Annotated in this window: 13 protein-coding genes; 7 read left to right on the top strand and 6 right to left on the bottom strand. The window is 32.9% G+C overall.

Annotation, left to right across the window (positions count from 1 at the left end):
* Window positions 1-9 precede the first annotated feature (9 nt).
* Window positions 10-1320 (top strand): amidohydrolase family protein, encoded by a 1311-nt coding sequence (locus ED556_RS05160; RefSeq protein WP_296320227.1) that lies wholly within the window; start codon window positions 10-12, stop codon window positions 1318-1320.
* A 53-nt stretch (window positions 1321-1373) separates the two neighbouring features.
* Here the strand turns inward: ED556_RS05160 and ED556_RS05155 are convergent, their stop codons facing one another.
* On the bottom strand, window positions 1374-2168 hold the full coding sequence (locus ED556_RS05155; protein WP_296320224.1) for a DUF6503 family protein: 795 nt from the start codon (window positions 2166-2168) through the stop codon (window positions 1374-1376).
* Between the two features lie 73 nt (window positions 2169-2241).
* On the opposite strand from ED556_RS05155, the gene ED556_RS05150 reads away from it, so the two are divergent.
* The 5 genes from ED556_RS05150 to ED556_RS05130 are packed head-to-tail and all read left to right on the top strand — an operon-like array spanning window position 2242 to window position 6090.
* A complete protein-coding gene (locus ED556_RS05150) occupies window positions 2242-3039 on the top strand; it encodes an RNA methyltransferase (protein WP_296320222.1) in 798 nt (265 codons plus the stop codon).
* Between the two features lie 5 nt (window positions 3040-3044).
* The gene (locus ED556_RS05145) at window positions 3045-4277 is read left to right on the top strand and encodes a M48 family metallopeptidase (protein ID WP_296320220.1); all 1233 of its coding nucleotides are present in this window, start codon (window positions 3045-3047) and stop codon (window positions 4275-4277) included.
* A 24-nt stretch (window positions 4278-4301) separates the two neighbouring features.
* Entirely contained in the window at window positions 4302-4628 is a 327-nt protein-coding gene (locus tag ED556_RS05140; protein ID WP_296320218.1) for a hypothetical protein, read from the top strand.
* Between the two features lie 9 nt (window positions 4629-4637).
* Complete coding sequence (locus ED556_RS05135) at window positions 4638-5336, top strand: hypothetical protein (protein ID WP_296320215.1); 699 nt, start codon at window positions 4638-4640, stop codon at window positions 5334-5336.
* Entirely contained in the window at window positions 5323-6090 is a 768-nt protein-coding gene (locus tag ED556_RS05130) for a M15 family metallopeptidase (protein ID WP_296320211.1), read from the top strand. Before ED556_RS05135 ends, ED556_RS05130 begins: the two co-directional genes overlap by 14 nt.
* A 13-nt stretch (window positions 6091-6103) precedes the next feature.
* On the opposite strand, the gene ED556_RS05125 is transcribed toward ED556_RS05130, so the two are convergent.
* From ED556_RS05125 to ED556_RS05105, 5 genes are all read right to left on the bottom strand, one after another.
* Window positions 6104-6805, bottom strand: a complete 702-nt coding sequence (locus ED556_RS05125; RefSeq protein WP_296320208.1) for a hypothetical protein — start codon at window positions 6803-6805, stop codon at window positions 6104-6106.
* Window positions 6802-12252, bottom strand: a complete 5451-nt coding sequence (locus ED556_RS05120) for a T9SS type A sorting domain-containing protein (protein ID WP_296320204.1) — start codon at window positions 12250-12252, stop codon at window positions 6802-6804. The genes ED556_RS05125 and ED556_RS05120 overlap by 4 nt, the downstream gene beginning before the upstream one ends.
* 35 nt (window positions 12253-12287) lie before the next feature.
* On the bottom strand, window positions 12288-14477 hold the full coding sequence (locus tag ED556_RS05115; protein ID WP_296320200.1) for a peptidase G2 autoproteolytic cleavage domain-containing protein: 2190 nt from the start codon (window positions 14475-14477) through the stop codon (window positions 12288-12290).
* 22 nt (window positions 14478-14499) lie between these two features.
* Window positions 14500-15009: a T9SS type A sorting domain-containing protein gene (locus ED556_RS05110; RefSeq protein WP_296320198.1), complete on the bottom strand. Its 510-nt coding sequence runs from the start codon at window positions 15007-15009 to the stop codon at window positions 14500-14502.
* Between the two features lie 109 nt (window positions 15010-15118).
* Window positions 15119-15763: an outer membrane beta-barrel protein gene (locus tag ED556_RS05105; protein ID WP_296320194.1), complete on the bottom strand. Its 645-nt coding sequence runs from the start codon at window positions 15761-15763 to the stop codon at window positions 15119-15121.
* A gap of 234 nt (window positions 15764-15997) precedes the next feature.
* Between ED556_RS05105 and ED556_RS05100 the strand changes: the two genes are divergently transcribed.
* Window positions 15998-17932, top strand: a complete 1935-nt coding sequence (locus ED556_RS05100) for a tetratricopeptide repeat protein (RefSeq protein WP_296320192.1) — start codon at window positions 15998-16000, stop codon at window positions 17930-17932.

Below are 17932 nucleotides of genomic sequence, written 5' to 3'. Positions count from 1 at the left end.
GTATTACAAATGAAAGTATTAAATAAATTAAATATTCTATTGTTTTTGTTGTGTTCTTCTTATGTATTCACGCAACAGACACCAGCACCAGAACAATCTAAAAACATAGCTATTGTTGGTGCGACTGCACATATTGGAAATGGAACTGTTATAGAAAATAGTATTATCACTTTTTCTAACGGAAAAATCACAAATGTAGCTGATGCTACTACTGTTAAAATGGATATGTCTAGTATGGAAGTAATCAATGCTACTGGCAAGCATGTGTATCCAGGTTTTATTGTATCTAACGGTACATTAGGTTTAGTTGAAGTAGATGCCGTAAAAGCATCTAATGACCTTGCTGAGCTTGGTACTTACAATCCTCATATTAGAAGTATCATTGCTTACAATGCAGAATCTAAAATTGTTGAATCTATGCGACCAAATGGTGTACTTCTAGGGCAAGTAGTTCCGCGTGGTGGTCGTATTACTGGCACGTCTTCTGTGGTGCAATACGATGCTTGGAATTGGGAAGATGCAGCCATTAAAACAGATAATGGTTTACATATTAATTGGCCTAGTTCTTTTACACGTGGTCGTTGGTGGCTTGGTGAAGACCCAGGATTAAAGCCAAATAAAAACTACAGCAAACAAGTTAAAGAACTTGATATGTATTTTACTGAAGCTAAAACGCACAATTCAGGTTCTAAATCTCAGCATCATTTACCATTTGAGGCAATGGCTGGATTATTTGATGGTTCTAAACATCTCTATATTAATGTTGATGATATAAAAGGTATTACTGATGCGGTTAACTTCGCAAAAGCTCATGGTGTTGAACATATAACTATTGTTGGTGGTTATCAAGCTAGTAAAGTTGCTAATTTCTTAAAACAGAATAAAGTGTCTGTGATGCTACAGCGTACACATACCAGACCAGAATTAGAAGACCACGATTACGATTACACATTCAAGCAAGCAAAAGCACTTGTTGACGCAGGTGTTTTAGTAGCTCTAGAACCAAGTGGGCAAATGGAACGAATGAATTCTCGTAATCTTCCATTCTATGCTGGTACTACTGTTGCCTATGGCCTTACAAAAGAACAAGCCTTACAGCTTATAACTCAAAATCCAGCTAAAATAATTGGAATTGATGATATGTATGGTACTCTAGAAAATGGTAAAAGTGCAACATTATTTATTAGTGAAGGCGACGCACTAGACATGAGAAGTAATCAAATAACACATGCTTTTATTGATGGACGTAATTTGAGTTTAGAATCGCACCAAACAAAACTTTGGAAACGTTATTCTGAGAAGTATAATCAACAGAATTAAAACTAAAAAAAGGAACCGAAATCGGTTCCTTTTTTTATGCATAGTAACTTTTCTTATTCTATAATATTAGCGCCTTCAGGCATACCAAATTGTGTATTTTCTGGTGCTTCTTCTTTTACAATAATATCTGTAAATTCTACTGTATTTCTTAACTCGGTTGGTTGTCCTTCTTCTACCTTATACCATGAAATGCTATTAGGCAAAACTAAACCATTAAATTTTTTCCAGTCGTTATAACGGATATAACGGAATTGTTTACTTTTTTCTTCTTTACCAAAAGTAACTGTATAGGCTAACCATTCCATCTTACCAGTAGCAGCATCATAGTAAACAATATATTGGTCGTTAGGAGATTCGCCAATACCAGACTCATAAGAGATTAAAATTCCTGGATAGGTTTTACCTTCAAACGTTAAAGCCTCAGCGTCTTCATAGATGATACCATCATCACCTACAATAAATGGCATTGCATAGAAATACATCATTAACCCTTTGTAAAATCTTGCATTTCCAGTGTATTCATTACCGTCTTTTTCAGTAACCCATAAGGTTCTGCCATCAAAACCAGAAGTATATGTTGGAGTGTCTATCAACTCAGCTCTGGTCTTTAAGTTAGTTGTTGTCACTTCTGCACCATTTGGTTTATTCATGGTAAAAGAGAGTGTTTTCATTTTATTCCAATTATCTATACCACCGTGGGCATCAAATACTTTAGTTACAGATTCTGGATAAATGCTAGTCGTAATATCTTCCTTTGTAATGTCTTCAACTATAGCAGGTGTTTTTTCATTGTTTTTACATGCTACAGCTATAAAGATTACAGCTAATACTAAGAGTGTTCTTTTCATTGTGTTGGTATTTAGAGTTTACTGCACTATTCGACGTTATATTTCCTATAAAATTACATTACTTTTGCTAAGTATGCATAAAACAATTACCAGCCCACAAAATCCATATATAAAACAGCTGCTACTGTTAAAAGAAAAATCTCGTGAGCGAAGAAAAACAAAACGGTTTTTACTTGAAGGCAAACGTGAATTATCTCTTGCTATTCGCGGCGGATACACTATTGAAACGCTTTTGTTTTATCCTGATTTATTTTCTGAAAGTGAAGCCAAAGTTTTAGCTAGATATAATCTTGAAGTCATCGAAATCTCTAAAGATGTATTTCAAAAATTAGCACATCGTAGTACTACCGAAGGTGTTATTGCTGTTGGTGTATGCAAAACACATGAGCTTGAAGCACTCATACTTAATGATAAAAACCCACTAATATTGGTTGCAGAAGCACCAGAAAAACCTGGTAATATTGGTGCGCTACTGCGCACTGCTGATGCTGCCAATGTAGATGCAGTTATCATTGCAAATCCAAAGTCTGATATTTATAATCCAAATATCATTCGCTCAAGTGTTGGTTGTGTATTTACAAACGAAATTGCTATTGCTCCAAGTAATGAGGTCATTACCTATTTAAAAAAATATAATTTCAATATTTTCAGTGCTATTTTACAAGAATCAACGCCTTATTACCAACAAGATTATACGTTGCCTACTGCTATAGTTGTCGGTACAGAAGCAACTGGATTAACACAAGAATGGCGAGACGCCGCAACGCAAAATATTAATATCCCAATGCAAGGCGTTATTGATTCTATGAATGTTTCAGTAGCTGCAGGGATACTCATCTTTGAAGCCAGACGTCAACGAAATTTTAATTAAGATAAATGAATTCTGATATGTTATTTTATATCATCATAGGCATAATCGTAGTCAATTTTATAAAAGATAAAATCTTAGATGCACTTAATGCAAAACATTTTAACGACGAAATTCCCGAAGAATTAGCTGATGTTTTTGATAAAGAAGCTTACGACAAAGCTCAAGCATATAAGAAAACAAACTACAGATTTGGGGTTTGGTCTTCATTATTTTCAATCTTACTAACATTAGGTTTTTTGGTCTTTAATGGGTTTGAGTTTGTAGATAATTTAGCTCGCAGTTATAGTGATAATGCTATAGTTATTGCGTTGTTATTCTTCGGAATAATCATGATTGCTAGCGACATCATATCTACACCTTTTGCCTACTACAGAACATTTGTCATAGAAGAAAAGTTTGGTTTCAACAAAACCACCAAAAAGACATTTGTATTCGACAAGCTAAAAGGATTAATAATGATGGCTATTATAGGTGGTGGAATCTTAGCATTAATCGTTTGGTTTTACAACCTCACAAAATCTCAATTTTGGCTATATGCATGGGTTTTAGTGACTGCCTTTACCATATTTATGAATATGTTTTATGCACGATTGATTGTTCCATTGTTTAATAAGCAAACACCTTTAGAAGATGGTGCATTACGTGATAAAATATCTGAATACGCCACTTCTGTTGGTTTTAGTTTAAAAAAGATTTTTGTTATAGATGGCTCGAAACGCAGTACCAAAGCCAATGCCTATTTCTCAGGATTTGGGAGTGAAAAGCGTGTAACACTTTTTGACACATTGGTTAATGACCTTGAAGAAGATGAAATAGTTTCTGTTTTAGCACATGAAGTTGGCCATTATAAACGTCATCACATCCTTTATAATCTTATAGCATCCATTATTTTAACTGGGCTTACATTATATATTTTATCCATCTTCATTTCAAATCCTTTGTTATCAAACGCTATTGGTGTGGAAATCCCAAGTTTTCATGCAGGACTAGTAGCATTTGGTCTATTGTACTCTCCTATTTCTGAAGCCACAGGATTAATAATGAATTATTTCTCAAGGAAATTTGAATATGAAGCTGATGATTATGCAAAGAACACCTACAAGGCTGAACCGCTGATTAGTTCGTTAAAAAAGCTTTCAAAAAACAGCTTAAGTAACCTCACACCTCATCCAGCATACGTATTTATGCATTACTCACATCCTACGCTATTGCAACGTATTCAAAATATGAGAAAATAGTATCTTTAATCAAAGTAAAAAGAGATGTGGGAAGACAAATTAAAATTCTTTGATAACCTTATAGATCAATGTGAAGACTTTGAACGCAAAGGCAAGAAAATGATATATACTTCAGATAATGGCTACATGTTCTCACTACTAAACAAAGCTGGAGAAATAGGCATACGATTACCAAAAGAAGAGGCTAAATTGTTTGTAGAAACCCATGGTGGATCTGAGGAATATAGGTCTTATGGTGCAAAAATGAGAGACTATGTTCTAGTTCCTGAGACACTTTACGAAAAGCCAGATATCATAGTAAAATATCTAAAAAAAAGCCACGCTTACGTTTTATCATTACCTAAGAAATAAAGTAATGCAATGGCGCAAACAACAGTTATTTCTTTTTTTAAATACAAAGGCTTAAAACACAAATGGCAAGCCTTAGGACGAATGGGGCGACCACCTTTATTACAGGCTAAAGTTCAAGGATTAACGTTTTGGAAAGCTTTAGGTGCAGGTAGTGGTAATGGGTTTTCTATATGGCCAGATTGGTCAGTTTTTGGTTTACTATCTGTTTTTGATACAGAAGAAAATGCCAATATATTTTTAGCTTCTGAAACCATGACTGAATACGAAACATCTTCTATCGCTAGCAGCCATATTTTAATGCATTCTATAAAAGCTCATGGGAAATGGAGCAAGCAAGAACCTTTTAATTCTGAAGTGGTTTTTAATCCTGAAAAACCTATTGCAGTGATTACAAGGGCGACTATAAAACCTAAATTAGCATATCAGTTTTGGAGGCATGTGCCATCAGTTTCAAAATCAATGAATGGTCATGTAGGTCTTATTTTCTCGAAGGGTATTGGTGAATGGCCAATACTAATGCAAGCTACCTTTTCGTTATGGGAAAAAGCTGAAGATATGATGGCCTATGCGTATAGCAATAAAAAACATGCTGATATGATAAAGAAAACACGTGACCTCGGCTGGTATTCCGAAGAGCTTTTTTCGCGGTTTCATCCTTTCGAAATTAGAGGTAATCTTATAAATTTTGAATTAAATGAATACGTTTAAAATCTATTTTATAATACTAATAGCTATTTCATTTTTCGCTTGTAATACATATCAAAAAAAAGAGAGTGATGTTGTTCAAACAATAGCGCCGACAAAAGATTCAATAATCAAAAAGCCAAAAATCAGTAAAGACTTTATTTTAGGGAAGTTCGATTACAAAACTGATACAAGTTTTGTCTTGGTAGATTCTAAGTATAGTGTAAAACCACTTTACCTTAAAAACGAAGCTTATACTGCTTTTAAAAGTATGCAGAAAGCTGCCGAACAAGACGGAATTACCCTTAATATACTATCTGGCACAAGAAACTTTAATGAACAAAAAGCTATATGGGAACGAAAATGGAAGCGCTATGAACATTTACCGCCAAAAGAAAGAGCTTTAAAAATATTAGAATATAGCTCGATGCCATCTACATCTCGACATCATTGGGGTACGGATATGGACCTCAATAGCTTAAACAACTCCTATTTTGCATTAGGACACGGAAAAAAGATTTACGATTGGTTACAAAAACACGCCAACTCTTTTGGCTTTTATCAAGTATATACTGAAAAATCTAATGGCAGAACTGGTTATAATTTAGAACGCTGGCATTGGTCTTATTTACCGCTTGCAAGTGAGTATCTCAATGCATATAATAATCAAATAAGTTATAATGACATCAATGGGTTTGAAGGTTCAGAAATTGCTAAAGAACTTGATGTGATTACAACTTATGTAAATGGTATTGCTCTCAATGCAAAAACCTATTAAACAGAACCTAAGGTCATAAAATTCTGAATTGATGCACTACGGATTCTGAAGTATTTCCTTCTGCATCCAAAGTCACTACATACCAATAATAGATAGTATCCGCATTAACTGATACTAATAAGGAATTAGAAATTAGTCCACTTGACTCTATAGCTGGAGGATTTTCTGTTCCAAAATATACCTCGTAGCTAACAATATCATTATCTACATCACTCCCATTCCATTGCAAGTTTACAGTAGTTGTTGTTGTAATAGTTTGCGCCATTAATGGTGAGACAATTTCCGCAGGAAAAGGTGGATAGGTTTGCACTCCCGGACCAGCATTATAAAAATTCCAAGCTTCGCTTGCTTGAACCTCATCTTCAAAAGTAAACTCTACGAACCATCGAAATGGTGTTGCACGTGCAATAGTAATCGGAGTAATAAAGTCTTCGGTCTGTACTTGAGTGACATCTCCCGTGGTTAAATTTTCAACAGTTACAGTATAGGTTTCAGCATTATTATTTGGTTCCCATTCAAAAAACACAGTGCTTTCTGTCGGTGTAAGATCTGTTCCTTCATTACATAGTTCGTCTTCAAAAGGAAATACTAAGATTACACCTTCTACATCATCTTGCAATTCACCATCGGGTGTGATCATAGGTATAACATCATCGGTTGTGTCAACGCAAGCTGTAATAAGTAGTAAACCTATGAGATATATTAACTTTTTCATTGCTTAATAATTTTATCAGTTACACTTATAGACTTAGAATTTATAGTAATTATGTACATCCCAGGTGGTAATGCCTTAGTATCAATTACACAGCCTGAGTTTTGATTGAAAAATGTTTTAGCATACACCACTCGACCTAAGGATGAATACATCTTAACCTCTAATTCTTCATTTTCTAAGCCATTATAAATATTAATGTGTTGACTAAATGGAATTGGATAAATTAAAAAATCATTCAGGACAAAAGTTTCCTCATATATGCCTTGACATTCAGAATCTGCAGTGATTTTTAGGGTATTGATTCCTTGTTGTAAGTCTAGTTCTAAGTTAGAGTTGTATGTAAAAAATGAATCATTATTAAACACCACATTATAACGTGTAGAACCATTCATATCAACTGATAATCTATTCGTGGTTGCTATTCTGCTTGCAAATACTTCTAGCGGATTAGGCTCGGTAATAACTATAGTATAACACAACTCATAATCTGGGAATTCTTCAATTGTGATACACATAGTATAAGTACCTGCAAGCAGGTTAAAAATATCGACATTATTAGTAAAATTATAGTCTTGATAAAAATCGTCATTAGATAAAGTCGCTGTATAATTATAACCTATTTGAGCTTCTATTCTAATTTTACCGTCATTACTATTTAAGCAAGTTTCACCAGTAATTGTAATCAAAAAATTGTCTTCAGCTAAATCCACTAATGGACAACCAAACAAATCTACGGTAGCTCCAAAAGCTGTGCCTGGGCATGCATCATCAGTGTTTGGAACACCATCATTATCAGCATCAAGACATATGGTTTGATAACTGGCCGAATCATCCTTAGTCCAATTGTCATATGTACCATCTGCATTTGTGATAACAGCAACTGGGTTATCTACCAAAATGCACCCTAAATCTGGATTATTAGTTGCATTAAAGATTTGAATCGTCTCGTTATTCCCATTCTGTACATTTAATTGGTCATTTATTAAAGTATTGGCTTGTACATATAAGAAATTAAGATTCACGTTTTGAGTAAAATCAAGACCTTCGATTAGATTATTTGAGCAATCCAAAAGATTTAAATCCAAAAGTAAACTCACGTCAAGGTTAGTAATCATATTGTTTGAAATATCTAAATCTGTGATACTTAAATTTTGACTTAAGTCTAAGTTTGCTAATTCATTATTAGATGTATCAAGCGTATTGAGATTTATAAGATTAGAGATGTCTAAGTCTGTCAGTATATTGTCTGAAACGTCAAGGATTGTTAAGTTTAGATTAGTACTCAAATCGATAGTAGAGATTGTATTAATTTCAACATTTAGTGATGTTAAACCAATAAAATCTTCAATACCTGTTACGTCCGAAATCTCACGCGAGTTTAGGTTTAAAAAACTTATATCATCTATATTATCAGTTATAACATAATCGTCCAAAACAGTATCTAATCCCAAATCGATGAGCGCTTGTTCAAAATTATCATCTGGTATAAAAGTTTGACCAAAGAAACACTCTGTTGCAAACTGTGATGTAGCATCTATAACCCAATTAGCTCCAGCCGGCACAGTTCCTGTATCTGTTTGAATACAAATTAAATCTAGATTATTACTTGCATTCAAGTCTACAAGTATTGTATTTTGTCCATTCTGTAAATTGAGTGTTTCCAACTGATTAAATTGACAAGTTAAATCAATTAATGCTGTATTCTGCTGAAAATCGAGTTCTACAATATCATTATTATCACAGTTAAAAACTTGTAATGTTAATATGTTACTCGGTATGAAAGATGCAAACATATTATTAGAGATGTCTAGCTCTGTGAGGCTAGCATTAAAAGCTGCATCTAAGGAACTTAGCGTATTATTTGAGCATATTATTGTTGTTAAAAGTGTATTATTAGAAATATCTAAATCTGATAATTGATTGTTGGAACAGTTTAAGGCAACTAGATTAATATTTGAACTTAAATCAATACTACTAATAGCATTATTAGAGCAGTTAAAATCTTGAAGGGCTTCAAAATCTTCTAGTCCGGTTAAATCTGAAATATTATTTCCACTAATATCTAAACTTGTAAGCAATTCAATACTAGACGTTAGCACAAAATCATTTAGTGGACCAGAATCTAATCCTAAATTAATCAATGCTTGTTCAAAATTGTCGTCCGGAACAAACGTCTCTCCAAAATTACAATCGGTACTATAATCAGTAGTAGCATCTTTAAGCCAATTTGGACTCACATTAGCTGCATCATCAACTTGTATACAGTCTAAATTAGGGTTATTGCTAGCGTTAAATGAGATGATATCTTGATTTATTCCATTCTGAATATTAACAAAGTCTAAAAGGTTATTAGATACATTAATTGAAATAATCTCTGGACATATTTCGGTTTGATTGGGTTGAAAAACACAAGCTGAAATAGCCATAGTACTCAAATCAATGTCATCTTCAATGAGGTTATTACTTACATTAAAAGTTTTTAAGGCACCGAGGTTATTCGATAACATGATGCTTGTTAACATATTTGAATTTGCATCTAATTCAATCAAGCCAGTAGTATTAATTAACTCTAGAGTTGTAAGCTGATTACTGGAGCACGATAGCAATTTAAGTTGTGAGTTAGAATTTGTATGTAATGCTGTTAAAACATTAAGATTACAATTAAGTACCTCGAGAGCGGCATTCGCAGAAATATCAAGCTGAGCTAAACTGTTTTGAGACACATATAACTCTTCTAGATTAGTATTATTTATTACGCTTAGATTAGATAATTCATTATTTGAAGCAGATAAAAATGAAAGTGCAATATTACTTGATACATCAATTTGTGCTAACGCGTTAGAACCACAATTCAGAGTTTCGAGTACTTGATAATTATTCACCAAAAGTTGCGTGAGATTATTATTAACACAACTTAAATTAGTTAAGGTTGTATTGTTAGAACCGATAGTGACTAAATTATTAAGCAAGTTACTATCACAATTAATAGTTTGTAAAACTGAATTTGAAGAAACGTCTAATGTAGTAAGTGCATTATTAGAACAGTTTAAATCAATTAGCTGCGTATTACCAGAAACATTTAATAGACTTAAATTATTATTAGCACAATCCAAAATTTGAAGACTATTATTTGTAGAAACATCTAAATCATTGAGCTGATTGTCCGCACAAAATAATTCCGTAAGATTTAATGTACCAGTAGTATTAAAAAGCCCAAGAGAATTATTAATATCATTAGTTTGTAAATAATTAGAACTACAATTAAGTCGTGCTAATTGCTGCATATTACTAACATCTAAGGCATCAAGAAAGTTACCACTACAATCTAACTCTTCTAATAATTTAAAATCTTGGATTCCTGTTACATCCGAGATGCTCTTGCTACTAATATTTAGACTCTGAACCAGTTCTATATTAGCAGTTAATACTTGGCCGTCAATTACTGTATCGTAACCCAAATCTATTAAGGCTTGTTCGAAAAACGTATCAGGAATTAAGGTAAATCGGTTATTCGCACAATCACCATTGTATGTTGCAATTGCGTCTTTCTGCCAACTTACAGGGATATTAGCAACTATTGTAGCATCTACGTTAATGCAAAATAAGGTTGAATTGTTCGTGGCATTGAATGTCGTAAGTAGTGCATTATTACCATTGTCTATATTTAGGGTTTGTAGTGTATTGTCATTAACTAGCAAAGATGTTAAGGCTGCATTTGTTGTTAGATTTAAGTCATTGATCTGATTATTTGAGCAATCTAAAATAGTTAATGCATTATTGAAACTTAGATCTAAGCTCGAAAGCAAATTATTTGAACAGTTGAGATTATCTAGAAGACCAAAATCTTCTATCCCAGTTAAATCCTGTATAGCTAAATTTGAAATGTCTAGCACAAGTATTCCAGAAATATCAATAGTTGGGACGAAGTTATTCAGTGTTCCATCAGAATCAATACCCAAATCTATAAGTGCTTGTTCAAAATTATCATCAGGAATATAAGTCCCACAATCTAAGTTGTAATTAGCTGTAATATCTTTTTGCCAACCCGGAGCAGCATTTGAAAAAGCAACATCATCTACTTGTATACACGATAAATCAGGGTTATTGGTTGCGTTTAAAGCAGTTATTAAGTTGTTCGTACCATTTACTAAATTCAATGAAAACAAACTGTTATCATTGCAAACTATATTCGTTAAGCTAGTATTTGAAACTAGATTTAAACTTTCAATTTGATTAAATGCACAGTTCAAATTGTCTAACGCTGTATTATTAGAGACGATTATATTTTGTAATGAATTGTTTGAGCAATCAAGAGTTTGAAGACTTAGATTGTTACTTAAATCGATAGACCCAATCATATTACTACTACAATTAAGAACTGTGATAGCGGTATTCGATGAAATATCGAGTGCACTCAAATTATTATTAGAAACATAAAGCTCTTCTAATAAACTATTAGCAGAAAGGTCTATACTAGTACTTGAGTTATTACTGCAATTGAAAACGACTAATGCGCTAAAGTCTTCTATTCCTAACAAACTAGTAATACCTTGATTGGAAACATCTAGGTTTGTGACTGGATTTATATTATCTCTTAAAACTAAATTATCTAGAACGTCATCTAAGCCTAAATCTATTAGTGCTTGTTCAAAATTATCATCAGGAACGTAAGTAAATATGTCCACGCATGTTGTGTCGCTATAATATGCCCAATCGTCTTTATTCCATCCATTTGGCGTGAATCCGCCATCGATTTGTATACAAAATAAGTCTGGATTTTCAGTAGCATCAAATGTTGATATTAAATCGTTATAACCATTAGCGACAATCAATGAGGTTAACTGATTTCGAGCTACATTAATTGATGCTGTTCCTTGACACGCAGTTTCAGGGTTAGTTTGTGGGTTTGGGCAAATTACTGTGTTTATTGTGCTTAAGTCTAAATCAATCAACATATTATTTGAAGCATCTAGATTTTTCAACACTATATTTTGAGAAAGGTCTAAACTTGATATTTGATTTGAAGAACAGAATAGACTTTCTAAATTGGTGTTAGTATTAACCGCTAAATTTCCAACGATTCTATTATTAGAAACATTTAGTAATGTCAAGTTGACATTTGAAGAAATATCTATACTCGAAAGTCTGTTATCTGCACAGACTAATATCTCTAGACTATTAAAATCAGCAATACCAGATAAATCAGCAATATTTAAATCTATTAGATTTAGTGACGTAACACCAGATATTCTGTCGGTTAGAACAAGGCTATTATTAGCAATACCATCGCCCATACTTTCTGGGTCACCAACATTTACTACAACTCCATCTGGTGTATGTGTTTCGAGGTAATCTTCGAAATTAACATCAGGAATTACTGTTGTCTGAGAGCGCAAAAGCTGGCTAGCACTCAGAAAAAAGAGCAAGAGCAAAGTGTAAGATTTCATGAGACTATTTTAAGTTATCCGTTTTGAATCTTTTATTAATCTTGCTTAAACACAGACTTATGATAATGCAATTGCTTGTCAAGTTTCGATTGAAGTTTTTGGATTAAAGCGTCTTTATATGCTGGTTCATTTTTAATTCTTTTCCAGAAATAATTATTCTCAACATCAACACCGTTTAATCGCATTTGCTCCCAAGCCATTTCGAAGGCTTTTTCTATATCTTCTCGTGTTACTTCCCAATAGACGATATCTCCATGTTCAGCATGTGCAACTTCATAATTTCTATTATGGTAATTATTTATCACTAATTCACCGTCAGAGTCGTTTCCAAAATTACCTTTTGGACTATCTCCATTTTTAAATGCATTGATCACATCGTATATCTCTAATATTTGTGATTTTAGCTCAGCAATTTCTTGAGATTGTACCTTAATCTTGTCTTCAAGTTTTTCAATTAGAGGATTATTATCATTTTTATTAAGTCCAACAGCTACATTAATCATGCTTTTCTTGTAAGCTTCATTACTCGTACTCCAAGCTACACCTACAATATTTTTAATTTGTTTTAAGGTTATGTCTTTTGGTGAGATTGCGATTCCAGTTCCATCATTAACACCGCTAGGAATTATATAATCTCCAATATTAACCTTACCATAAACTTTTACAGGTACTTGTCCCATAAATGCTACTTTTTCATACTCATCTTCATGCCCAACTTGAGGCATATTACCTAAAACAATAGGCTTATAAGAAACTACCATAACACGCTCAGCACCATTAATATTTTTTGATATTTTTCCACCTTTTAAGCCCACAATATCTCCAAATGTCATCTTTTCGTTCAGGTCTTCTCGTTGTAAATATTCGGCATAATCTCCTGCTCCTGAAGCATATGTTACACCTTGGAATGTCAGCTTATTATTATCATAGATTGCCTTATTATCGTAAGATCTATCTAGTACAAGTGCAGCGAAAATAACCTGAGCTGCTGCAGATATAAGTTCTACTCCAGCAAAGGCAATATCAGCTGGCCCAGGCGATGCCAAACAGCCTCCTAAACCTACACACGCTCTAAAATCTGAAGAAGCTTTAATAAGCTGTGCAGCAGCGATTACCTCATAAGCTAATGCAAAACCAGCATCTACCTCAGAATCATAGATATCAAAATCTAGTGAAGACTGATCAAATACATAATCCGCATTATTAGCAAATTCAGATGGCAACTCGCCCTCTATTCTGCCCCATGGCACTGTTGATTCATCATCAAAAAAAGTAATAAAATTTGTATTATTACTACGTTCTCCATTGACCTTAATAGCTAGACCTTGACGTCCACCTTCTATTACGACGGCGTGGTCACTTATTGCTTGAGGATCTGATTCATTACTTAGACCTGCTTGAATAAAATTTCTACGTAACCTTATAAGTTCACTTGTATCCACAGATAACGACAATCCATTCAAGTTTGTGGTATTTGTCACTGTTAAATCGGTAGTATTTAAAACACCAAAATTGGCTTGTCCTAATACACTTAATGTGTTTAATGTAGTGTTACCATTTAGAACATCTAGATCTGAATTAAGAGTTGTATTTCCGTCGACGTTTAAAATTCCTGTGAGGTTGGTATCACTCCCATTATTAACGTCAAGACTTCCATTTAAAGACGTAGCACCATCTACAGTTAATGTACCTGAAAGATATGTAGGTACCTGCTCATTAACGTTAAGCGCATCATTAAGGTTTGTTTGTCCTTCTACTTGTAATTCGCCATTCAAAAATGTTCTATCATCTACTGTTAACGTGCCTGTCGCTGTAATATTTCTATGAAAAGCAAATGGCAAAAAGGTTAGGCGTTCTCTACTGAGTTCTTCAAAATCACTACCAGCTTCAAAATCAATTTCAACCTTTAAATCTTTGGGTGTTCCATCCCAACTAATTTCTTTAAATTCGTCATTATTTGCATCTCCAATTAATAGATTTATTCTACCAAAATCATCGGTCTCAGCCACTTGAATTTCTTGAAATTCTATTTGATTCACTTCATTCAAAATTGTAAACCGAATGGCAATTGTAGCATTTGGCAAATAATTACCAGCCGAGTCTACTCCTGGAAGCTCTAAGTCTTCAGGACCTATAATTACAGCTTGATATGTAATACCGTCTGTCTGAGCAAAAAGCTGAGTGTGTAAGCAAAATAAAAATGCTAATAGTAATATCTTTTTCATGATTGGGTTAGGTTTATTTTATTTAAATCTTTAAAAGTTTTGTTTGAAATTTCTTCCGTTCTGAAATCACTCTCATGAGATATGTCCCGTCAGAAATATCATCTAGATAGACCTCTAAACTCTGAATAGGAGAAAATTCTCTATCGTAAATAAGTCTTCCATTGATATCAAAAATTCTGATTACGAATTGATCTTCTATGGATTCATTAAATTGCACAGTCACCTTATTATCTACTGGATTTGGATATACAACTGCTTGTAAGTTTGTATCATAATCAATGTTACTTGTCCTAAATTCTAGTGGTTGCTGATAACCTTGAAGCAAATAATAACCTCGTCTAGAATAGGTACCAATTACACTTGATTGACCAATACTTTGACTCACACTATATGTTCCGCTTGTAGTCACTACCTTTTGTGAAGACCCTGCACTACCTATATTGGACTTCATTATTCGATATTCTGAATTACTTTGTGCACTTAAAAAATGTACAGAACAAACGATTAGTATTATTTGTAATATTGGTTTCATAATTCTCTTAAAAAAAATCAATTTCTCATTATAAACTTACATCTTAAAATCAGCACTTTAACGGTTATTAAGGATTGTCCACCTTTTGTCTACTTTATTCTAATAATCACTAAAAATCACAATTACATGTTGGTAGATTTATAATAAATCCAATACCAAAATGATGTGCATTAAGATTGAGTTTTTCGGATGTGTCTCCACTATTTAAAAGTGCAGATTTTCCGTAGTTATATCCAACAAAAATTGCTGTACTATTAGACACAGGATATTGCATCTCTACTCCACCTCTAAAAAATAAAATGGTATTATTAAACTCTTCTTCACCAACAAGATTAAAGACATCATTATTGATGGTTTGATTGCCACGAATTAAAAATTCTGAAGCTACAGACACATTGGCAAAAAAGATTAAATCTCTGAGTTCAAATAGTTTTATTCCTAATCCTGCTTTTAGTCCTAGGTAACTTACATCCCAAGCAAAATAGTTTTCTACACTTCTTTCGCTTCCGACTGCACCATAACTATTATAAGATGCACCAAGAGATAAATACAATGTATTACTTGGGTTTATACTTTGTCTATAACCCATTCCGTAGTAAGCTTTTGAAGTAGAAAGTAAATTATCTAATGGTCTACCTTGTGAGTTCTCGTAGTCAAATGATGAGATTGTAGTACCTAATTCAACATAGAGTTGCTGACTAAAACATGAGCAACACCACATTAAAAATAATATAGAAAAGACATAATTTTTCACTCTTGACCCTTTTTTGTTGACAGCTAAAGTAGGTGCGAAATTCTATTGAAAAAAGGAAAAAAAGTAATGTCCACCTTTTGTCCACTCAAAAAAAGAGTCGAGATTTAAAAAAATATTGACCTTTAGTAATAGGTGGACAAAGCGCAATTTTAAAAAATTAAGTAATTGTTAATCAACACTTTATAATAATACAATAAATAAATATTATATTGAATCATATAATAACCTCAACAAATGAAAACGGCAAATCATTATAATCATGTCCGCTCTTCTAGACAATTTATAATTACTACTTATAAAGTGGACAATTTCTTTTCAGTACTATTTTTGACTTTTATTTTAATATCATCTTATAGTTTTTCTCAGCAGTCAAAAAAACAAGATAGTCTAATTAATGTCTATAACAACTTAGACGATGGCATCCCAAAAGTTAAAATCTTAGAGGAACTTTTTTATGCAAATGTATATAATGATCCAAGTGAAGGAGAAAAATATGCAAGACTTGGAAAAGCTTTAACTCAGAAAATAGATAATAAAGAAGGTTATGGTGTTGCCATATACCACTTAGGTGTTAGCAAGCAACTTCAAACTCAACTTGATTCTGCATTGAACTATTATGAAGAGGCTTCCACATTCTTTAAAAAATATGACGATATGCCGCATTATGCATCTGTCGTAAGCGCCATATCGGACATTGAAAGACGTAGAGGCAATTTTGATTCAGCCATTAAGTATATCATTGAAGCCTATGAAATACACAAAAATGTAAAAGATCAATTGCGTTATGGCATTGGTGTTGGCAATTTGGGTGGTATATATAATGATATGGGTAACAAAAAACTTGCGATAGAAAAATCTATAGAAGCTCTAAAAATTTTAGATACTGTTAAACAAGAACCATGGCGCAAAGCAGATTTGCTAAGACAAGTGGGCCAAATAGAACTTAGCCGCGAAAATTTTGATGAATCTTTAAAATACCTCAATAGAGCATTAAAAGTATACCAAGATACAAATGACAATATATGGCAAGCGTATACACTCACGGATATTGGCAATAATTACTTGGATTCTAAAAATTATGACGATGCTGAGACTACGTACAACAAGGCCTTAAAGATATCTGAAGAATTTAATTTAAATGACACTAGAGCTAATATTAATAATAACCTAGGTGTCATAAATTATGAAAAAGGCAACTATAATAATGCAAGACTCCTAATTAAGGATGCATTAGATTATAATACTAGCATATCTCTTTCTACAAGTATACTAGATAACTTAATTGCTCTTGGTAGAATAGAGTTGAAAACCAAAAATTATGAGGCGCTTAATTCTATAATCAACCGAGGAATGAAGCTATCAGATTCGATAAACCAAATGAATATTAAAAAGGAATTTCACTTTTTTAAATCTAAATTTCATGAAGGAAAAGGGCAATACAAACAAGCATTAGCGGAGAACAATATTTATATACAACTTCAAGATAGTATACAAAACGTAAATAACGAAAAACAAATTGATGAGCTCAAAATTAGTTTTGAAACCGAGCAAAAAGAAAAAGAGTTAATTATAAAGGAAAAGGAAATCACTCTACTTGAAGAGCGAAAACAAAAAGCCGAAAATGAACGCCTATTTTTTATAATAACAGCTTTGGGAATACTAGCATTTGCAATTGCAGTAATCTATGGTCTTAGGCAAAAAATGAAACGCAACAAAACAGAGCGCGAAAAACTTGATATCGACTTAGAATTTAAAGAAAAGCAACTCACCACGCATGCACTCCACTTGGCGCATAAGAATGAAGTGCTTTTAGATTTAAAGCAGCAATTAAAAGGACTAAAAGCTGACAATAATAATAGTAGAAGCTTCCAAAACATTATCAATAATATCAATCTGGATATTAGTAATGACAACAATTGGGAACAGTTTAAATCTTACTTTGAAGATGTGCACAAAGATTTTAATACCAAGATCATGACTACATATCCTGACGTGAGTAATAATGATCTAAGATTGATGTCATTATTAAAAATGAATTTATCGAGTAAAGAAATAGCCAATATTCTTAATATATCTGTCGAAGGTGTAAAAAAAGCACGTTATCGATTACGAAAAAAACTAAACCTATCTACAGAAGAGTCTCTACAAGAGTTAGTATTAGCCATGTAA

The sequence above is a fragment of the Winogradskyella sp. genome (genome assembly GCF_003712105.1).
Lineage (GTDB): Bacteria > Bacteroidota > Bacteroidia > Flavobacteriales > Flavobacteriaceae > Winogradskyella.
The sequence above is the reverse complement of the archived record's forward strand: the minus strand, read 5'-3'. Positions and strand labels throughout refer to the sequence as shown.